This is a genomic window from Enterobacter sp. MGH85 (assembly GCF_001037655.1).
GTDB lineage: Bacteria > Pseudomonadota > Gammaproteobacteria > Enterobacterales > Enterobacteriaceae > Enterobacter > Enterobacter intestinihominis.
The window spans coordinates 2,040,537-2,061,211 of the sequence record NZ_KQ089925.1 but is presented as its reverse complement, the minus strand read 5'-3'; the positions used below and the strand labels follow the sequence as shown (position 1 = coordinate 2,061,211).

20 protein-coding genes are annotated in these 20,675 nt (G+C 57.3%); 14 read left to right on the top strand and 6 right to left on the bottom strand.

Annotation, left to right across the window (positions count from 1 at the left end; translation table 11 throughout):
* The first annotated feature begins 56 nt into the window (after positions 1-56).
* The 6 genes from SK51_RS09730 to SK51_RS09710 all read left to right on the top strand — a co-directional run bounded on the left by SK51_RS09730 (position 57) and on the right by SK51_RS09710 (position 5,613).
* Positions 57-1,034: an ABC transporter permease gene (locus SK51_RS09730; RefSeq protein WP_023306773.1), complete on the top strand. Its 978-nt coding sequence runs from the start codon at positions 57-59 to the stop codon at positions 1,032-1,034.
* On the top strand, positions 1,034-1,933 hold the full coding sequence (locus SK51_RS09725; RefSeq protein ID WP_023306774.1) for a carbohydrate ABC transporter permease: 900 nt from the start codon (positions 1,034-1,036) through the stop codon (positions 1,931-1,933). Before SK51_RS09730 ends, SK51_RS09725 begins: the two co-directional genes overlap by 1 nt.
* A gap of 14 nt (positions 1,934-1,947) precedes the next feature.
* Entirely contained in the window at positions 1,948-2,799 is an 852-nt protein-coding gene (locus SK51_RS25590; protein WP_230679787.1) for an extracellular solute-binding protein, read from the top strand.
* Positions 2,800-2,880: 81 nt separating this feature from the next.
* Positions 2,881-3,348: a type 2 periplasmic-binding domain-containing protein gene (locus SK51_RS25585; protein ID WP_023306776.1), complete on the top strand. Its 468-nt coding sequence runs from the start codon at positions 2,881-2,883 to the stop codon at positions 3,346-3,348.
* On the top strand, positions 3,345-4,556 hold the full coding sequence (locus SK51_RS09715) for an ADP-ribosylglycohydrolase family protein (protein ID WP_023306777.1): 1,212 nt from the start codon (positions 3,345-3,347) through the stop codon (positions 4,554-4,556). The genes SK51_RS25585 and SK51_RS09715 overlap by 4 nt, the downstream gene beginning before the upstream one ends.
* A 1-nt stretch (position 4,557) precedes the next feature.
* Entirely contained in the window at positions 4,558-5,613 is a 1,056-nt protein-coding gene (locus SK51_RS09710; protein ID WP_023306778.1) for an ABC transporter ATP-binding protein, read from the top strand.
* Positions 5,614-5,727: 114 nt separating this feature from the next.
* Here SK51_RS09710 and SK51_RS09705 read toward each other — a convergent pair whose 3' ends face one another.
* From SK51_RS09705 to SK51_RS09685, 5 genes are all read right to left on the bottom strand, one after another.
* Positions 5,728-7,044 carry an amidase gene (locus SK51_RS09705; RefSeq protein ID WP_048206664.1) on the bottom strand — a complete coding sequence of 439 codons (1,317 nt, stop codon included), beginning with the start codon at positions 7,042-7,044 and terminating at the stop codon, positions 5,728-5,730.
* 54 nt (positions 7,045-7,098) lie between these two features.
* Entirely contained in the window at positions 7,099-8,394 is a 1,296-nt protein-coding gene (hisD, locus tag SK51_RS09700) for a histidinol dehydrogenase (protein ID WP_023306780.1), read from the bottom strand.
* A complete protein-coding gene (locus tag SK51_RS09695; protein ID WP_015571629.1) occupies positions 8,395-9,537 on the bottom strand; it encodes a nuclear transport factor 2 family protein in 1,143 nt (380 codons plus the stop codon).
* A 106-nt stretch (positions 9,538-9,643) separates the two neighbouring features.
* A complete protein-coding gene (locus SK51_RS09690; protein WP_022649093.1) occupies positions 9,644-10,615 on the bottom strand; it encodes a nuclear transport factor 2 family protein in 972 nt (323 codons plus the stop codon).
* Entirely contained in the window at positions 10,612-11,682 is a 1,071-nt protein-coding gene (locus SK51_RS09685) for a LacI family DNA-binding transcriptional regulator (protein ID WP_023298419.1), read from the bottom strand. The genes SK51_RS09690 and SK51_RS09685 overlap by 4 nt, the downstream gene beginning before the upstream one ends.
* 308 nt (positions 11,683-11,990) lie before the next feature.
* Here SK51_RS09685 and SK51_RS09680 point away from each other — a divergent pair, with 308 nt between their 5' ends.
* From SK51_RS09680 to SK51_RS09655, 6 genes are all read left to right on the top strand, one after another.
* Entirely contained in the window at positions 11,991-13,229 is a 1,239-nt protein-coding gene (locus SK51_RS09680; RefSeq protein WP_048206663.1) for an MFS transporter, read from the top strand.
* A gap of 75 nt (positions 13,230-13,304) precedes the next feature.
* Positions 13,305-14,627 (top strand): histidinol dehydrogenase, encoded by a 1,323-nt coding sequence (gene hisD, locus SK51_RS09675; protein ID WP_022649096.1) that lies wholly within the window; start codon positions 13,305-13,307, stop codon positions 14,625-14,627.
* 3 nt (positions 14,628-14,630) lie between these two features.
* Positions 14,631-15,395, top strand: coding sequence for an SDR family NAD(P)-dependent oxidoreductase (locus SK51_RS09670; protein WP_047353156.1), 765 nt, complete (start codon positions 14,631-14,633; stop codon positions 15,393-15,395).
* Between the two features lie 8 nt (positions 15,396-15,403).
* The gene (locus SK51_RS09665; protein WP_023298422.1) at positions 15,404-16,147 is read left to right on the top strand and encodes an alpha/beta fold hydrolase; all 744 of its coding nucleotides are present in this window, start codon (positions 15,404-15,406) and stop codon (positions 16,145-16,147) included.
* Positions 16,129-16,920 (top strand): HpcH/HpaI aldolase family protein, encoded by a 792-nt coding sequence (locus SK51_RS09660; protein ID WP_023306782.1) that lies wholly within the window; start codon positions 16,129-16,131, stop codon positions 16,918-16,920. Before SK51_RS09665 ends, SK51_RS09660 begins: the two co-directional genes overlap by 19 nt.
* Before the next feature lie 11 nt (positions 16,921-16,931).
* Positions 16,932-18,110: a cupin domain-containing protein gene (locus tag SK51_RS09655; protein WP_023306783.1), complete on the top strand. Its 1,179-nt coding sequence runs from the start codon at positions 16,932-16,934 to the stop codon at positions 18,108-18,110.
* Positions 18,111-18,124: 14 nt separating this feature from the next.
* Here SK51_RS09655 and SK51_RS09650 read toward each other — a convergent pair whose 3' ends face one another.
* Positions 18,125-19,054, bottom strand: coding sequence for a LysR family transcriptional regulator (locus tag SK51_RS09650; RefSeq protein WP_023306784.1), 930 nt, complete (start codon positions 19,052-19,054; stop codon positions 18,125-18,127).
* A gap of 108 nt (positions 19,055-19,162) precedes the next feature.
* On the opposite strand from SK51_RS09650, the gene SK51_RS09645 reads away from it, so the two are divergent.
* A complete protein-coding gene (locus SK51_RS09645; RefSeq protein WP_023298426.1) occupies positions 19,163-19,768 on the top strand; it encodes an NADPH-dependent F420 reductase in 606 nt (201 codons plus the stop codon).
* An 18-nt stretch (positions 19,769-19,786) separates the two neighbouring features.
* Positions 19,787-20,668 carry a helix-turn-helix domain-containing protein gene (locus SK51_RS09640; RefSeq protein WP_022649103.1) on the top strand — a complete coding sequence of 294 codons (882 nt, stop codon included), beginning with the start codon at positions 19,787-19,789 and terminating at the stop codon, positions 20,666-20,668.
* The last annotated feature ends 7 nt before the right edge of the window (positions 20,669-20,675 follow it).

Sequence of the window (20,675 nt, the reverse complement as noted above, 5' to 3'; positions counted from 1 at the left end):
TTCTGCAAACACAAATTATATTCACGACAACCATTTCAGTAATGGGAGTATGTCCGATGAAAGCCCTAACAGAATCTAAACCGGGCGGCGCGATACCGCAGGTAAATAACATGCCTCACCAGCAAACACTATCCCACATGGCACGTTGCCGCCAGACATTACGTCGGTGGTGGCCGTTCTACGTAATGGCCCTGCCTGGGATTATCTATTTTTTTATCTGGCACTATTTACCTATTTGGGAAACCAAAATTGCGTTTGAGCAGTACCGCATTATCCCGCCGAATATCTGGGTCGGGATGGAGTATTTTGCCACGCTGATGTCATCCCCTGTTTTCTGGCAGGTGATACAGAACACGGTGATCATCGGCGCAATGAAACTGATTTTTATTTTCCCAGTTCCCATTATGGTGGCGCTCTTACTCAATGAAGTGCGCTCATCCGGTTACCGTAAATTTGTCCAGTCGGTGATTTATCTGCCGCACTATCTCTCCTGGGTGGTGATCGCCAGCATCGCGATTGCCACGCTCTCGCCGGTTGATGGCGCGGTTAACGACATCATTAAATCGATGGGCTTCGATCCCATCCCCTTTATGACCGACAGCGGCTCTATCCGCTGGGTGCTGGTGTTTACTGAAATGTGGCGCAGCGCGGGCTGGGACTCATTACTTTACATCGCGGCGATCCTCGCTATCGATCCACAGTTGTATGAAGCGGCAGAAATGGATGGTGCCGGGCGCTGGCGCAAAATCTGGCACATCACCCTGCCCGCGATTACTCCTACCATCGCCACGCTGTTTATCCTCAACGTCGGGCTGTTCCTGAGCCAGGGCTTTGATCAGGTCTTCAACATGACCAACGACGTGGTGAACGGCCAGATAGATATCATCGACACCTACGTCTACCGCATGGGCCTGCGCACCGGGGAGTTCTCGCTGGCGACCGCCGCAGGGTTATTCAAAGGCGTGATCGGCATGATCCTTATCGTGCTGGCACATAACGTTTCAAAACGCCTGACGGGTAAAGGAGTCTGGTAATGCGCATCTCATCACGAAGCACCCCTTTTGAGCGCATCGAATACGTGCTCATTCTCTCTGTACTGATGCTGCTGGTTATCGTGACGCTACAACCGATCCTTAACCTGGTGGCGATATCTTTCTCCAGCCCGGCAAACGTGCCCGGCATGAGCGGCCTGGAAATTATTCCGCAGGGCTTTTCGCTGGACGTCTGGAAACTACTGCTGACCAACGAAGCCGTGCTGCGCGGGTTTGGCAATGCGATGCTGATTACCGTGGTGGGCACCATCATCAACGTGGTCTTCACCGTGCTGCTGGCCTGGGCGCTGGCGCAAAAACGCCTGCCGGGACGTCGCTGGCTGTTTATGTTTGTCCTGTTCACCATCGTCTTTGAGCCGGGCATCATCCCCGATTTTCTGGTGATGAAAAAGCTGGGGCTGCTGAACAGCTACTGGTCCGTCATCCTGTATCGCGCCGTCTTCGCCTGGTACCTGATTATTCTGGTTCGCCTGTTCGAAGAGATCCCGGAGGAGCTACAGGAAGCCGCCGAACTCGATGGCGCGAACCCGTTCCAGACGCTGTGGTACGTCATTATGCCAGTCGCCAAATCGTCTATTGCCATGATCACGTTATTTTACATGGTGCTGCACTGGAACGAGTTTTTCCGCGCCATGGTGTACCTCAACGACCCGGATAAATGGCCGCTGCAGGTGGTACTGCGCCAGTTTGTCGTCGAGGGCGACAAGCTGGCGATGGTCGGCGTCGAAAGCATGTCGAACTACACCGAGGCCAGCCAGATTAGCATCAAGGCGCTGAAAGCCGGGATGATCACCTTAACTATCGCCCCGCTCATCGCCATCTACCCGATTATTTTGCGCTTCTTCACCAAAGGGACCATGTCCGGCGCGGTGAAGGGTTAACAGGAGCGATGACGATGAAATTATTCACAGCAATCGCCTGCGGCCTGCTGTTATGCCAGGCCGCCTGGGCCGAGCCGGTCACCATCCGAATCGTGGAAAAAGATCTGCTGACCACCAACCGCGAAGATGTCGCGCATATCCAGCGAATAGAGCAGGCGCTGGCGCGTCAGGGACACGATATCAAAATTGAGATCGTCAACCTGTCGTCTTCCGGCTACAACGACGTGCTGAACGTGATGCTACTGTCCGGCACCATCCCTGACCTGATCTATTTCAACGGCAGCGATCAGAAGATGGTCGAACAGGGCATTCTTGAAGACTGGCGTCCCTGGATTGCGCAAACCCGCTATCTGAAAGAGGCGCTGTGGCCGCACAACCGGCTTCGCCTGCAAAATCATCCGACCCTGCTGTATGTCTTTCCGCTACGCGCTCGCCAGCCGGTGATCCGCGAGGACTGGTTACAGAAGAGCGGATTCAGCGCATCACCCAAAACGCTGGAAGAGTACGTCACGCTGTTTAATGAGATCCACGCCAGTGATTACAACGGCGACGGTAAGATGGATAGCTGGGGGATCACCTCCGAGAAAGATCTGCGCGATCTCGACGGTTTTATGAACCCGGCGTTTGGCATTCACGCCACCTGGCTGAAGGACGACCAGGGCAAGCTGCGCAATGCGCAGATAAGCCCACAGGAGCGGAACAAGCTCGAATTCTACCATTCGCTGTATCAGAAAGGATTGCTCTCCTCCCAGTACATCACCACCAACTGGGAGCTAAAAGAGGATGAGTTTTATACCGGCAAGGTTGGCGTCGTGTCCGTCTCTTCACCGGGCAACGTCTGCGTGTACCAGGAAAAGATGCGCTAGATCCATCCTGACGCCACCCTCACCCTGCTCGACCCACCCGAAGGCCCGGCAGGTAAAGGGCTGGCGGCGACAGATGTTTCCATGGAAACGCGCGGCTTTGCCATGTCCTCGCTCTCGAAACATAAAAAGGAAGTGATGATCCTGCTCGACTTTCTGGCAAGCCCGGAAGGGCAAATAATGGAACAGATGGGCTTCGAGAACACGCACTACGTTCGTAAGGGCAACACGATTAACGTGACGCCAAAAATTAATGCCTGGTATCCGCGGTTTATCCAGGCCGCCAACTGGAAGCCACCGGTGGAGTGGCGGACGCCTGCGATGCAGCGCTATATCGACAATTCACAACGTTATTTTACGGCGGATAACGCCTTTATCTTCCCGGCGTCGTTTGCCGCCGCCATCGACTCAACCAGCAGTATTTATAACCAGTGGGCGTACCAGTTTGTCTCTGGCAGAGCGTCATTTGATCAGTGGGATCAGTATGTCAGCGCCTGGAAAGCCGCAGGTGGAAACGCCATGACCGAATATGCAGAGGAAAAATTAAAATGACCGTTACTAAAGCCGCTGATTTATCGTTCACTTCCCGCATTCTGGGCATGCTGTATGGCGTGGCGTTCGGCGATGCCTTAGGCGGACCGGTTGAGAAACTCTCCGCCCGGCAAATCGCGGAGAAATATGGCCGCGTCACCTCCATCCACCAGCGCTGGCACCGGATGGACGAGCCGTCCGCACGGCGCAACAACCGCGTACGCGGCAACGGTATCATCACCGACGATACGCTGATGACACTCTGCCTGATGGAGGTTTACAGCGAACTGGGCCGTCACGTTGATGCGTGGGATATGGGAGAGTCTTTTGTACGTAAGATTGCCTGGGAACCGCGCTGGGTGCCGGAACTGGATCGGGAAGCGCTGGTTATTGAGCGCCTGTTTTATCCGGAAAAATGGATCTTCCATCGACTGCAACTGGCCGCCTGCGATCCGCGCCAGGGAGGCGTGGGCAATATGGTGAACTGCGGCGCAGCAATGTATGCCGCCCCCATTGGAGTCATCAATGCCTGCAATCCGGAGGCGGCCTACCAGGAAGCTATCAACTTCACCCAAGGGCATCAGCAGAGCTACGGGCTGGAGGCCGCGGGGGTCTTCGCCGCCTGCGTTGCGGCGGCATTTATTCCTGGCATCACCATTGAGACCATCACCGACATCGCGTTGAAACTGGCGAAAGACGGCACCCGTCAGGCCATCGCGGCAACGCTCGACGTCGCGCGCCGCTATCGTGGAACCGCATGGGATTATCAACAGGTTGTTGACGCCCTGCATGAGGCACTTTTGCCCTTCTCGCCGATGGGTGATGATCTGATGCATGGCCCGGAAAAAGCGGGCGTCCCGACCATGGCCTACCAGCCCTCGCGCCTGATGTCGATTGAGGAACTGCCAATGGCGCTGGCCTTCTGCCTGCTGCGCGAAGGCGAGTTTCGCGGCGCGGTGGAAGACGCCATCAATTCAGGCCGTGATACCGACTCTATCGGGGTGATGAGCGGAGCGATTTTAGGCGCGCTGCACGGGGAAGCCATTGTCGAACCTGAGGTGCTGGCAGGTATTGACAGCGCCAACCGCCTGGATCTGCGTACGGCCGCGTTGCGCTTCAGCGAATCAGCACAAAGCATTATCCAGCAGGATCTCGCTGCGGCGGCGCTTTACCGCCAGCACGTCATGCCATTATTGCAGCCAGGCCACACCGCCGGGCGAGGAGAGTAACATGAGCCAAATCGTTTTAAATAATCTCGGCAAATCCTACGGCAACGTCAGCATCATTAAAGGGATCTCGCTGAGCATTCACGAAGGCGAATTTATTGTGCTGGTCGGCCCGTCCGGGTGTGGGAAATCCACCCTGTTGCGCATGATTGCGGGTCTGGAAGACATCACGTCCGGTGAACTGCTGATGCACGGCGAGGTGGTCAACACTCTGCCCGCCAAAAAACGCGATATCGCCATGGTGTTCCAGAGCTATGCGCTCTATCCACACATGAAGGTGCGGGACAACATGAGTTTTGCCCTGAAGCTTGCCAGCGTCTCAAAAGCGGAACGGATGGCGCGCGTGGAAGAGGCAGCGGAAATCCTCGGCCTGACGCATCTGCTCGATCGCCACCCGCGGGATCTTTCCGGCGGCCAGCGTCAGCGGGTGGCGATGGGGCGCGCTCTGGTGCGTGACCCGAAGGCTTTTTTGTTTGATGAACCGCTCTCCAACCTGGACGCCAAACTGCGCCATAAAATGCGTGGCGAAATTCGTAAGATCCACCAGCGGATGGGGCGCACCACCATCTACGTGACGCACGATCAGACGGAAGCGATGACCATGGCGGACAGGATTGTGGTGCTTAATGCCGGACATATTGAGCAGGTCGGCACCCCGGAAGAGCTGTACCGTGACCCGGATAATCTGTTTGTCGCGGGCTTTATCGGCACGCCGGAAATTAACACCCTCAAAGGCGTTATTCAGCGCGGCGAGATTGTGCTGCACAACTGCTATCGCTTCCCCTGCCCCCTCAGCTCACATATTGAAGGGATGGAAATCATCTGCGCCACCCGGCCGCACTATATCCGGCTCGGCGAGTCAGGGATGCCAGCGGAAATCGTGCTAATAGAGATGACCGGGGAAGGACAGGAGATCCTGGTGCGTATCAACGATCAGGAGCTGATCGTGGTGTCCCATGAAAAGCTGGATATCAACGTGGGTCAGAAGGTCTTCCTCACCCTAGACGCGGAAAAAATGTTCTTGTTTGATGCCCAGACCGGTAAGCGCCTGCGGTCATAGATTGCTTAATCAATCCCTCCTGCAATCGCAGGGGGGATTTATAGCATTGCGTGAAATATGATCATAACTATCCTGTGAGCTCATCAAAACCCGTATGGGCAAGCCCTGCGGGCTTTATATCTTACATTCCCTGAGCAATGCCCCCTCACACGCCAGCGCCAGCACCATCAGCGCCGTCTCATCCTCCTGCACCGATAACATCTCCATCCCCACCGGCAGACCGATACGGCTTACGCCGCACGGCAACGTTATAGCTGGCAGGCCGCTGATGGCGGCCAGTTCCGGCGCGCAGCCTGGCGGCATCTTCGCCATACTTTCTGGTAACCGTTGTACGGTGGGATACACAAATCCGTCGATGCGCTGCGCCTCCGCCACCTGGCAAAGGCTCTGCCGTAACAGGCGCTGAAAGCGACGCCCCGCCAGCCAGAGCGGAGTTTTCAGCGTGCTACTCGCCAGCATCTGACGTAGAAACGGCGCAAACTCTGGCAGGTAAGCGCCGGAGTCCACATTGCTTGTCAGTCCGGAGGGAGCGCCAGGCTGTTTGCTAAGCCAGTCGTCAATCGCCACGCGAAATTCATACAGGCTCAGGCATGTCGCCTGACTTACGTCGTCCAGCAAAGGTAATGATACCTCCACCAGCGTTGCTCCGGCACGACGCAACGTGTGCAGCGCCGACTGCCAGACCTCCAGCTGTACCTCATCCTCTCCCTGTAACGCGGTTACCACACCAAAGCGAACGCCTTTCAGCGAACGCACAGGAAGCGCAACCGGTGGCAAACCATGGATCACCGCATGCAGCAAGGCGGCATCTTCAACGCTATGTACCATTGGCCCAACGGTATCTTTGCTGGGCGAGAGCGGCGCCACGCCATCCAGCTGTGAACGGCGAAAAGCAGGCCGTAGCCCCACCAGCCCGGTATAGCTACAGGGAATGCGGATAGAGCCGCCGGTATCGGTACCCAATGCGCCATCCGCCATCCCCGCCGCCACCGCCGCGGCGCATCCTCCGCTGGAACCTCCGGCGGTGAGTGACGGGCGAAGCGGGTTTGCCACATCGCCCCCCAGCGAGCTTCGCGAGCGCACGTCAAAAGCAAACTCGGACATATTCGCTCTGGCGAGGATAATCGCTCCTGCCCTGCGCAACCGCTGTATAACAAGCGCATCCGACGTCGCGTTAAGTGAGGCCAGCGCCCCGCAGCCAAGAGTAATGGGCATCGGTGCGCAGGCAATATTATCTTTGACGATCAACGGCACGCCGTGCAGGGGGCCGATCGGCTCCCCGCGTCGACGCTGCTGCTGATGCTGTTCCGCCTGAGACATGGCGTCAGGGTTAACCCCGAGGATCGCGTTGAGCGCCCGGTGCTGCTGAATGACGTCGAGACGGCGGGCAATTTCCTCCGGGCAGTCGTCTGGCGGTATCAGGCGCTTCATAGTCTCAGGCTCCCTCGTGATGAAAACCGGGCAGAAGGCTGCCCGGGATACGTTTTAGTCCCGCATGCCGGTAGTAATGGCATCAATGTCCTGCGGACGCAGACGAATTTCCGCCGCCCGTCGGTGCCCCTGCATCCCCTCGGTACGGCTCTGGCGGATCGCCGGTTCTGCGATTGCCGGGATACCCTGCTCGTCAATCCACTGATGGGTACAGATTTTGACGTACGCCCCAACCCACAGACCGCCGGTATAGCGTGCCGCCGCCATCGTCGGTAACGTATGGTTGGTGCCGCAGCATTTATCAGAGAACACCACGCTGGCGTTCTGACCAATAAACAGCGAGCCATAGTTGCGGATCTTCGCCGCCGTCGCGTGCGGATCGCGGGTATGCACCTGCAAATGCTCCGTCGCCATATGGTCAGCAAACGCAATCAGCTGCGCTTCATCTTCACAGAGCACAATCTCACCCTGCCGGCGCCACGCCTCCCCCGCCGTGGCGGCCGTTGGCAGGCTGGCAAGCTGACGCTCAACCTCCGCCAGGGTACACTCAGCGATATCCCGGCTGGTTGTCGCCAGCCCGACGCGGGTATGAATATCGTGTTCTGCCTGCGCCAGCATATCGGCGGCCAGAATGCGCGGATCGGCGCTGTCGTCAGCGATAGTGAAAATCTCGCTCGGCCCGGCGAGGGCATCAATGCCGACTCGACCAAACACCTGGCGTTTCGCTTCGTTAACGAAGGCGTTGCCTGGCCCAACGATTTTGTCCACCGATGGAATGCTCTCCGTTCCCCAGGCCATGGCCGCAATGGCCTGCGCGCCACCTACCCTGAAAATGCGGTGCGCGCCCGCCAGATGGCAAACCGCGATCATCGCAGGATGCGCTCCCGGCGGCAGACAGGCGATGATCTGTTCGCAGCCCGCCACCGTCGCAGGGACAATCGACATCACCGGCGCAGAGAGGATCGGGTAACGCCCACCCGGTACGTAGCAGCCCACCGTCTGCACCGGGATGATCCGGTGACCGAGATGTACGCCAGGCAGCGTCTCAACTTCCAGCGGCTGCATGGTCGCCAGCTGCGCCTGCGCAAAACGACGCACCTGATTAATAGCAAACTCGCTGTCGCGGCGCGTCTGGGCATCCATCCCCTGCAGTGCTTCGGCGATCTCCTGCTCGCTCACCTCAAACTGCGTCGGCACGACGTTATCAAACTGCTGCGAAAAGGCTCTTAGCGCCGTATCGCCTTCGGTTTTCACGCGCTCGATAATGGCGCTGACCTTCTCCGTCAGGGAACGATCGGCCTGCGCATCCTGCCCCTGCGGGCGCTTAATCCAGCTCACCTGATTTAACATTTACGCGTCCTCCATCTGGCCGAGTTTGATTTGCGCCAGCAGCGCCAGGTGGTCATACACGACCCATTCATCAACAATTTTGCCGTTGACGATGTGGTAGTGCGACATGCCCATCACGAACAGTCGTTCTCCGGTCGGCTTGCCCAGTTCGCCGTAACCCAGGTGATGCCCTTCGATGATCCAGCGAACCGCCACTTTGACGCCGCCTTCATCGCACGGGTTGGAACAGATATGCTGCGGCAGCCACGCGCCGTCAGGGATCATCCCCACCAGCGCCAGCGTCTGATGGGTTACCGCCGCGGTGCCGTACAGCTCTTTCATCAGCGGGCCATGCCACTGCACGTTAGGGGCGTAAACCTCTTTGATTTTGCCGAACATCCGACGATTGTAGATCTCGTGCAGCCAGCGCAGACACTGCTCTTCCGTATCGGTGTGTGCAATGGATACATCGCACTCCATCTCCGGCGGATATTGTCCCAGCATGCGGCCATTTTCGCCGATGTCCATCACGCGGAAGCCTTTATCAAACTGCTCCTTTGCCATATTAAATGCGATTTGATCGGTATTCAGGCCAAGCTGTTTCATTAACGACATGTTGTCGCTGACCACCCACTCCCGGTAAATTTTATTCTCGTGGATCATGCAATCTGCCACGGTACGGGTAACGAAGGTGCGGTTGGTCGGCTTGCCTAAATGGCTGTGCTGGGTATGCCGCCCGCTTCCCGTCACCAGGTGAGAGGTATAAAAACCGTCAACATCATTTCCGTTCCAGATAACCTGGGTTGCCATGCCGCGCCGCTCCGGGAAGGCAATTAAGCGTTGCAGCGTATCCTGTACCACCTGCTCACGGTTATAGAGTGTCCCCAGCGCGTTATACAGCACGCAGTTATGGGTATAGTGAGAATAAATTAAGCCGACATCGCGCTCGTCCCATATTTTATGGGTGCAGCGAACTATATAATCGACAATATCGGTATAGCAGTCATCAAAGCCGCGTAATGATTGCACGCGCGGTCTTTTTTCCGGTACCAGATCGACAAAATCACGACGCTCCACCTGTAATACAGGTTCCTCTTTCAGCGATTTCACGCTGCTTTTTTCGGGTACAGCTGGTGCTTTATTTGTTGCTTCGGTGGAAGACATATAAACTCCTGCTCTGTTTTCAGACAATAGGAACCCGCACCCGTAAGTGAGGGTGAATTAAACTCGATTATTTTCGGCAGCCAGAATAAGGGGGCTGCCGCCCCTGTTAATTCACTATTTGCGACCAGATCGCTAATTCATCGATCCCCAGATATTCACGGAAAATTAAACCATCACGTAATTCAAGCTGGCTGATACCGGTAATTGATATGGGTTTACGGGTTGGCGCACCAAATTTGCCGTAACCGTCATGCCAGGTTAATAACGACCAGCGCAGGGAAAGCCGAATCGGCTCGTTAGGATCTTTACGCACAATCAGATGATGGAGCTGCGTTTCGCTGTCGGCAAATGAAGCGCGGTAGCCAGAAAGCTGTGCGCCAATTTCCTGCTCACCGGTGCAGAGGCAATGACCCGGCGCGTAAAGCGTCGCCGCCGGGTGATAGAGACCGGGCACCACGCCACTGTTACCGCCCGCCCACATGGTTAAGTAGCGCTCAACGACGCCTGCCAGCGCCCCTTCTACGTCGTCGCCCTCGGGCCCGCCCGCCCAGCGGGCATCCAGCGTCTCGGCAGAGACCGCCTCCACGCCAAGCTGCTGGCGCATGGTCGCCAGGTTAAAGGCAAATTCGCGGATATCCAGCCCCAGTTGCGCCACAATCGCAGCACGATCCTGAAGCAGCCACTCCTGGCGTACGGCCCCATCAACACAGATGCGATCGGCCCAGGTGCGGACCCAGACATTTTTCCCGGTCGGCGGGCCAAAAAATCCCTCCCCCTGATGCTGAATGCGGGCTACGGTACGCTGAGCCGCATAGTACTCGTCCCCCGGGTTCTGGCTGCACAGAATATCCTCCGTCAGCACCGCTCGCTGCGGGAAGCTGTGCATCGCCTCAAGCGTCAGGCGCATAAACTGGGAAAGCTCATGCAGCTGTTTTTCGGGGGTAGTGAAAACCACCGGCGTGGCGTAAAAATCCGCCAGCTGGCCGATATCTTTCTGCTCCCAGACGACATGCGTCAGCGTCAAAATGAACTGCTGGATAGAGTCGAATTGAGGGCTGAAGCCCCGCAATCTGGTCATGTGCGCTCCTTAGACTGGAATAGCGTTAAACCATTGGTTTCGATAACGCCGCTGCGTGGGCGACGCGCCGAGTGGCGTATCACCAGCGTACCGGGCACCGTAATCTGTTCAGGCTCTATGGTTCCGCTGTCAATTTGCTTCATTAACAGTTCCACCGTGGCATCTACCATCGCGCCGACCGGCTGCGACGCCGAGGTCAACGCATAAGAGGGCCAGCCGGAAGGGCCGATGTCGTCATACCCGACAATGGAGACCTCCTCCGGAATGCGCAAACCAAACTCATAGCGCGCCACATCCATTACCGTGACGGCCATATGATCGTTGGCGACAAAGACCGCATCCGGCGCTGGCGACGCCGAAAACAGGGTATAAGCCGCCCGGGTGGTTTGCTGAGCGTCGTAATTCCCGTGCACCACCCGCACATCGGTGATGCCATGTTCTTCCAGCGTGGAGATGAACCCGCGCTGGCGGGCGATATTGACCGGGGAATCAGCCACGCCGCCCACGTAGGCAAAACGCTTGTGCTCCCCCGCCAGCAGAAACTCGGCAATCTGCCGCGCGGCCGCTTCGTTATTACTGTTGACGCTGGAGGCCATGCCACTCTCTTCGCTGCGGTTAAACAGCACTACCGGGATCCCGGCGGCAAGACACTCCTCGGATAACTCCAGCGACAGCGTCACCGAGGCCAGCACAATGCCATCCACCCGGTACTGCATAATCTGGTCAAAAATACGGTCAACGTTACCGTCCCGGTCGCCAACGAACAGCAGCAGGTGATAGTTCAGCGTATCCAGCTTTTGTGCCAGCGCCTCCAGCACCTGCGAGTAAAAGGGGTTATCAAAGTAAGAAATGACGACACCGATAATGCGCGAACGCGCCGTGTTGAGCGAACGGGCTATCGCATTCGGGCGATAGCCCAACTCGCGCGCCGCCTTCAGCACTTTTTCACGCGTTGCCGGTGAAATGCTGGCCCCCGGCGTGAACGTTCGCGACACCGCAGATTGCGATACCCCCGCCAGTTGAGCGACCTGTTGGGATGTGACTGCTGCAAAAGTCTTACGTTTCATTACCCCTGATTCCTTATCAACGTCCTGCCCATTTGCGCGTGCTTCAAACGCCTCAGCAAGTGGGTGTTTTTTATACTTACACCACCTTTGCATGCGTATGCAACACAAAAAATTAAAATTCTCACAACAAGATCGAGATCACTTTACAAACATGAAACCTTTTCGTAACTTCAAATCTTGAATACGTATGCAAAGAGTTTTCATACCGTCAATGGTACCGGAGAGAACAGGAGTCGCCCAAAGGATTGAACCGGTAAACGTCGTCCCTGACTGGTTATAACCCATTAATTCTTAAGAGGTTCAAAACCATGTTTCAAGCACTGTTACGCCGTCGGGAAGCCCGGCTCTTTTTCATCATCAGCATCCTGTTCTTTATCTGCATCCATAGCATTGATGCATTCCTGGCCCCCATGATGATCAACCAGGGCATTGAGCCACAGATCATGGGCATCATCATGGGCGCATCCGGGCTGGCAACCCTTCTGATACGCTTCCCGTTAGGCATTATTTCCGACGTGGTTAAAAGCCGCAGGATCTTCATCCAGATTGGCCTGCTGCTGCCAATTATCGCCTGGCCAATTGCCTGGCTTGAACCCAATGCCATTACGCTGTATCTGGCGAAAGCGGCAGACGGCGTCACGGCGGCGACATGGGTGCTGTACAACATCCTGTTCATGCGTTACTTCGGTCGCAACGAAGCCCCTGCCGCCGTCGCGCTGCTGGCGCTGGCAGGGCCCATCGGCGTGATTCTCGGCAACTGTATTGGCGCGGTGCTGATTCACTATTTTGCCAATAACATCGCCTTTTTTGTCTCCTGCATCTCCGCCCTGGTGGCGCTGATCCTGACGACCCGCATTCAGGACGTGCACGACCCGGTGCAGGCCCCCACGCTTAAAGCCTGCATCACCGGCGCGCGCCAGCAGCTGGCCGACCGTTCCGTCTGGCTGATTGGCATCCTGGCGACCGTCGTCATTCTGGTGCCCTTCGCCACCCGGGACACGCTGACGCCGGTCTACGCCGAACAGCTCGGCGCCCGGGCGGGGATCCTCGCGGTGCTCGGAAACATCCACCTTCTGTTTTACGGGCTGGCCATCGCCCTGTGCAGCTCGGTGTTTTATCAGCGCCTTGGGCTGGTAAAAACCGCCGTGCTCGGCATCGTTTTACAGGTGATCTCCACCTTCGGCATTCCCTTTACCAGCAATATGTACGTCATTTACCTGTGGCAGGCGCTGGCAGGTTTTTCGTTCGGTATGGCCTTTGCCGCATTCATGTCGCTCAGCGTAGTGAATACCTCGTCTGATGAACAATCCACGCGAATGGGACTATTCCAGACCATTTATTCCTGCGGCATGTTTGTCGGGCCGGTAATGATGGGCGTAATGATGCAACATATTAACCTGTCGTCCGGTTATATATTGATTGCCGCCCTTTCCGTTGTGGCCGCTATTGCCACGCCGCTGTCCGCTCGATGGGTATATGCCCGTAAAACGCAAACCTCAGCCCAATTATTAAAAAACGGTGCGTACGCCGCCGCGCCGGATCAATAACCCACTTAGAAGTAAACACCCTTTCCCGGTCTGCCGGGAGGACAACTGACATCTAAAAAAGTTAAGGAGAAGCGTGTGTCCTGGAAATTAAAAACCGGTAAATCTACCGAAGAGCGCCAGCAAGCCAACCAGCAAATAAGAGAAACGGTTGAGCAAATACTTGCAGATATTGAAAAACGTGGAAATAAAGCCATTCGCGAATTATCCATTAAATTCGATCGTTATGACCGTCAGGATTATCGTCTGACCCCCGCGGAGATCGACCGCTGCATAAAACAGTTAAGCCGCCAGGATATTCAGGATATTGAATTCGCCCAACAGCAGGTGGCGAATTTTGCCCGCGCGCAGAAAGAATGCCTGCGGGATCTGGAAATTGAAACGCGTCCCGGCGTTATTCTCGGGCATAAAAATATTCCGATTAACGCCGTGGGATGTTACGTGCCTGGCGGAAAATATCCCCTGCTCGCCTCCGCGCACATGTCGATTATCACCGCCAGCGTGGCGGGGTGCTCAAGAATTATCAGCTGTGCCCCGCCGTTTAACGGTCAGCCCGCCCCGGCGATTGTCGCGGCGCAAAAAATGGCTGGCGCAACGGAAATCTATGCCCTTGGCGGCATTCAGGCGATAGGCGCCATGGCGCTGGGCACGGACTCGCTGGCACCGGTCGACATGCTGGTCGGCCCCGGTAACGCCTTCGTCGCGGAGGCCAAACGCCAGCTGTTCGGCCGGGTAGGTATCGATCTGTTTGCCGGTCCGACGGAAACGCTGGTGATTGCCGATGACACCGTTGACGCGGAAATGTGCGCCACGGACCTGCTGGGCCAGGCCGAACACGGCGTCACCACCCCTGCCATCCTGCTGACGAACTCGCTCCAGCTTGCCAAAGAGACGCTCAGCGAAGTGGAACGGCTGCTGGAAAAGCTCCCTACCGCCGACATTGCCCGCCAGTCCTGGCAGGACTACGGGGAAATCATCGTCTGCGACAGCTACGAAGAGATGCTGCTGGAGGCAGATCGTATCGCTTCCGAACATGTTCAGGTGATGACCGACCGGGACGACTGGTTCCTGGCTAACCTGACCAATTACGGCGCGCTGTTCCTTGGGCCGCGTACTAACGTGGCCTACGGCGATAAGGTGATCGGAACCAACCACACCCTGCCGACGCAAAAAGCCGCACGCTATACCGGCGGCCTGTGGGTGGGCAAGTTCATGAAAACCTGCACCTTCCAGAAAGTCCTCAGCGACGAAGCCACCGCCGAAATCGGCAGCTATTGTTCGCGTCTGTCGCTGCTGGAAGGGTTCGCCGGACATGCCGAGCAGGCCAATATTCGCGTGCGCCGTTATGGCCAGACGGAGGTTCCCTACGCCACACCGGCCCCGGTCAGGGAAAAGGTGTAAGCCATGACGCTTTTGCAAACGCCCTCTTTCACCCTGCACGGCAAACGCGCGCTGGTGACCGGCGGGTCAAGAGGGATTGGCTTCGCTGCCGCCGTCGCCCTCGCACAGGCGGGCGCAGAGGTATGGATCGCCGCCCGGGGCCACGAGGCGCTGGCGCATGCCGCAAGTCTGGCAGCGGAACACAGGCTCGCATTTCACCCGCTGGAGCTGGATATTACCGACGCTCAGGAGGTGGAGCGTGTGCTGGCGACATTGCCCGCTCCCGACATTCTGGTGAACAGTGCCGGGCTGGCCCGCCACCAGCCGTTTCTTGAGGTGAACGAGGACAATTTCGATGCGGTGATGGCGCTTAACCTGCGCGCCACCTTTTTTGTCAGCCAGCGCGTGGCGCGCAGAATGCGGGCGGGCGGTAAGGGAGGGTCGATTATTCACATCTCATCGCAAATGGGACACGTTGGTGGCCCCGAGCGTAGCGTGTACTGTGCCTCCAAATTTGCGCTTGAAGGGTTAACCCGAACGATGGCGCTGGAGCTGGGCGATGCGGGGATCCGCGTTAATACGCTGTGCCCGACCTTCATTGAAACCGACCTGACGCGCCCGGCGCTCGCCGATCCGACGTTCTGCCAGTACGTGCTGGACAACATCAAGCTGCGCCGGTTAGGCAGGCTGGAGGACATTATGGGCCCGGTAGTGTTTCTCGCCTCAGATGCCGCCGGGCTGATCACCGGCAGTGCCCTGATGGTTGACGGCGGCTGGACCGCTACGTGAGGGATGCAATGGAATATCCGCTTCTGGACAATACCGATCTGCCACTGGTGCTGCTTGGTGGCACGCTTTGTAACGCCCGGCTCTGGCAGCCCGTTATTGAACGGCTGAATGTCGCAGCGGTGTCGTGTATTACGCTGACGGGTGCGGAGTCCGCGCCGCAGGCGTCACGGCGGTTATTAGAGGTTCTGCCGCCGCGCTTTCTGCTGGCAGGGTTTTCTCTCGGTGCCATAGTCGCGCTGCAAATGGCCGCCGACGCGCCAGAAAGAGTGAACGGGCTGACGCTGATTTCCGTTAATCCGTTGCCCGTTGCGCCAGACACCCTCGCTTCACGCCGGGAAGCGGTACGCACCGCACAGGCGCGGGGCCTGGCCGACTGGCTGGTCTCCTCGCTGTGGCAGAGCTATGTCGCCCCGTCACGTCTGTCCGATCGGATCCTGCAAGAGACTATTTGCCGAATGGCGCAAGAGTGCGGCATTGAGACCTTTGCCGGGCAAACGGAAATGGCCATTCACCGGCAGGACAACCGGACTGCGTTTAACGCCCTCTCCTGCCCCACATTACTTCTAAACGGCGCGCAGGACGTTATCTGCACGCCCCATCATCATCAGCTACTGGCCGCAGGCAACGCGAACGTGACCAGACATACGGTGGAGGCTGGCGGGCATTTTATTCCGCTGGAAACCCCGGATGAGATCGCGCCGCTGCTGCGTCAGTGGATAACGGAGTGCATACAGTGCGCAAAAACAGTTTAAAGACCGCATTTCTGGAAAATACTCCCATCATAAACGGCTGGCTGGCGATCCCGTCCGGTTATAGCGCGGAAATTATGGGCCATCAGGGTTACGACGCCGTCACCGTCGATTTGCAGCACGGCATGATTGATTTTGCCAGCGCGCTGTCAATGCTACAGGCGCTATCGGCCACGCCTGCCGTGCCGCTGGTGCGGGTGGCAGATAACGATCCGGCGCAAATCATGCGCGTATTAGACGCAGGAGCCTACGGCGTAATCTGCCCGATGATCTCCAGCGCGGAACAGGCTCGCCGTTTTGTCGCGGCCTGTCGCTATCCACCGCTGGGTGTTCGCTCCTTTGGTCCGGCCAGAGGTCTACTCTACGGCGGCATTGATTATCCACAGCACGCTAACAACGAGATCCTGACGCTGGCGATGATTGAAACCCGCGAAGGGCTGGCTGATCTTGACGCCATCCTTGATACCGAAGGGCTGGACGGTGTGTTTATTGGCCCCAACGATCTCTCACTGACGCTGACCGGCAGCGCCAGCGCCGAATCGCAACATCCCGAAATGCTTGCTGCTATTGAGCGGGTGATTCACTGCTGCCGCCAGCAGCAGAAGATTGCCGGAATTTTCTGCACTTCCGGCGCGGCCGCCGCAGCGCGCATTGATCAGGGTTTTCAGTTTGTTACCCCTGCAAACGACGTTATGCAACTGGGTCGCGCCTCGCGTGAAGCCATTGCCCTCGCCCGCGGCAACGCTATCCCTACCACCGGTGCATCCGGTTATTAAAAGGAGAAATAATGAAAACCATCCATCTTACCCAGAGTCAGGCACGAACACGGTTAATCGCCCCCGAGGACATGGTTTCCTGTAATCTTGCTTTTATTGATTGCAAGCTACCCGGCTCGCATCTCAAACAAAACTATTCCTTCATCGGCCCGGGTGTAACCCAGTCCAGCGAGCAGGTCGTCAATATTCCCGAGCCGCACGGCTTTAACATTGGCGCGGCGGCTATGCCGAAAGGGGTGACAAATAATCTGCATCTGCATTTCACCGCCGAGGTGTTCCTGATCCATGAAGGAACATGGCGTTTTCGCTGGGGCGCCAACGGCGAGCATGAAGCTGAATTTAGCGCACCCACTATCCTTTCAATACCGACCTGGATCTTCCGCGGTTTCATCAACGTCAGTAAAGAAGAGACCAGCGGTATGGTGTTTACGGTGCTCGGCGGGGACAACACGGGCGGCATCATCTGGCATCCTTCCGTGCTGACGGCAGCCAGCGAATACGGAATGTATTTGAGTAAAGACAACATGCTCATCACACAGGAAACCGGCGATCCGCGGCCTGACCCCGCCGCGCTGCTGACGCCGCTGTCAGAGGAATATATTGCCGGGCTGCGTGACTACAGCGTTGAGGAGATGCGCCAGCGTGCGGTAACCGGCGATGACCGCTGCTGGTCAGCCCAGGGACTGCTGGATTCGGTGCTGCCAGGACACGGCGGCGAAATTGCGCCGGTTATCGGTTTCGGCATTTCACAGGATCGGGATTCCGCTCCCGCTATCGTGAGCCCGCACGGTTTTTCCGTCGAATGGCTGCGTCTCGCCGAGGATCACGTTGTGGGCCGCCATCTCTGCCCGGATATTCAGGTCATTATGGTCTTTAAAGGCCAGCTGGAGGTCACCTGGAACGAGGCGGGCGAAGAAGTGAGCGTTATCGCTCCGGAACGTTCGGTGATCTCTGTTCCGGCAAACAGCTGGCGTCGCTACCGCGCGGTTGACGGCAAAACGGAGTTTATTCTGACGACCCGCGGCGATCAGCGTAAGCGCCTCTACTGGGATGAAGCGATCCTGCAACAGGCGAGAGAACACAATCGCTGTCTCGATCCCGATGGCTACGTGGCCGATGCCGACATCCTGCCTGCCACGGCCCGTCGGGCCGGTGCGATACTGGAGACATGCAACAGCAACAAAACCTGAATTATCCGTTGAGCTCACTTGCCGGATCCGCTGCGTTCGTTGAGAGGCATGCCAGCCTGCATTTTCAGCCTGTTAACGAACCAGCGTCCGGCCGGGCCGGGCGGATGTTCCTCCAGGTGCACCGCCTGCATGGAAAAACCGGGCCCGACGTCGGGCTGCATCGGCACGTTCAGCGTAACCAGTTTTCCCGCTGCGAGATCTTCCTCGACCATTGGCAGCGGCATATAACCCCACCCCAGTCCGGCACGCAGGAAGGCGTGCTTCGCGCCCATATCCGCTAAATGCCATGTCTTTGACGACATGACGCCAAAGCTTCGGCCCACGGTGAGAGAGGAGCGATCGGTCAGCACCAGCTGGACGTGTTCCTGTAAAAGTGAACGAAGGATCGGACCGGACGCGTTCGCCAGCGGATGCTCAGGGGAGACAACGGCCATCGCAGGCACGCTGAGAAGGAATTCTGAGATGCATCCCGCCGGAAGATGCGGCAGCGATCCGGTTATCGCCACCCGGCAATGACCGTCCAGTAAAGGCTGGAACACCGCCCCCAACGCTTCCACATACAAACGCAGCGGGGTGTCAGGAAATGCCTGCTGAAACGCCTGCACCGCAGCGGTGAGCTGCGCTACGGGAAACATCACGTCGACGGACACCGCCAGTTCAGGCTCAAGACCTTCGGCTAAGGTGCGCGCCTTCGCCTTAAAGGCGTCCATCCCGGCAGTGGCAAGACGCGCCGCTTCCAGCATGGCGACGCCCGCCTCCGTCAGCTTCGGATAACGCCCGGTACGATCGAATAATGGAAACCCGACCTGTGCCTCAAGGTTTGCCAGCGTCGCGCTGACAACCGACTGCGCGCGCCGCAGCCTGCGACCGGCGGCGGAAAAACTCCCTTCATCAACGGCAGCAATAAAGGTGCGGAGTTGATCAACAGACATACCGTCCAGCATGTATCGCTCCAGCAGATGGATCCCATCTAATTATATAGGCTATTCAGATAGGTCAAAGATTACTACTCTCAGTGCATGTTCACTACTCTTCAATGAAGGAAATACAATATGAAAACGACTACTGTAGGTATCATCGGCGCTGGCGCTATCGGGCAAGCCTTTGCAGAACAACTGGTTAAAGCGGGCATGAACGCTATTCTGAGTAACAGCCGCGGGCCGGAAAGCCTGACTGCGGTGGTTGAGAAACTGGGCCACGGGGCTCGCGCTGGCACCGTAGAACAGGCCGCCCAGGCCGACCTCGTTTTTGTCAGCACAAACTGGGACAAAACCGAGGCCGCGTTACGCGGCATCAACTGGGAGGGGCGTATCCTGATCGACGCGACCAACCCGGTCATACTGCCAGGCTTCACGCTGGCTGAACTGGGCGGAAAAAACTCAAGCCAGGTGGTGACACAGTGGGCTCCAGGTGCACGCGTCGTTAAAGCCTTCAATACTCTCCTTGCAGGGGTGCTGGCTCAGGATCCGGCGCAGGCGGGTGGCCGTCGTGTCGTCTTTATCTCCGGAGACCATCCTGACGCAAAGGCGGAAATAACAGCCTTAGCCGGGCAACTGGGCTTCGCAAGTATTGATTTAGGCAGCCTGGAGGTTGGCGGTACGCTACAACAATTCCCCGGAGGGCCTCTCCCGGCGGTGAACCTGGTGCAACTGGCATAGCTAAAGGCAACGATAAATATGACGCAGCGTACTTCCGCAGAGACCTTTGAAGAATACCTTCCCGGCAAGCTGATCAGAGAACATCGGGCGCAATCTTCCCGGGATGTATTCGTGCAAATTCTGGCGCGCAGACACGTGCAGGAAAACGTCATTATTCCGGCAGTGCCGGAGCCTTTTATCGTCTGGATCCTCTCAGGTAATGCCGTCGTTGAGGAGCGTTCCCCCGGTGAGCCGTGGTTAGCAAACCGCGTTACCGCAGGCGATTTCTTTCTCACAACGGCGGCTTCTCCTACTGAAATGCGCTGGCACGCCGGGCCAGATACGCCTTTCGTCGTTATGCATGTTTATATGGGAGTGGCTATGATGCAGGAGTATGAACTGCGGGAAGTCTCCGGCGCGCGCGACGACACGCTATCCGCCCTGCTGGAGCAGATACGTCAGGAGCTGTATCTGCAAAATCCACCCAGCGGCCCGTTTATTCAGGGCATTGCGCAGGCGCTGGCAGTACATCTGATTCGCACCTATGGCACACATGCGAAACGACACCGCGGGGGCTTGCAGGCATTTAAGCTGCACCGGGTCTTCACGGCAATGCGTGAAGGGTTAGCCCAGCCATTTGACCTGGCACGCCTGGCTGAACTGACCGATCTTAGCGAATACCATTTTAGCCGCGCCTTTAAACAGTCAACCGGACTTTCCCCTTCTCACTACTTTATCCGGCTACGCATGGAGGAGGCGCGTCGCATGCTATCGGAAAGCAATGATTCCATTATCAATATTGCACTGAACGTCGGATACACCAGCCCCAGCCACTTTGCTGCCGTATTCCTCAGGCATAACGGCGTGACGCCCTCCCACTATCGCAGCGATGCCGTTCGCAGCAAAAGCCCGACAGTTTGAGCAAAAG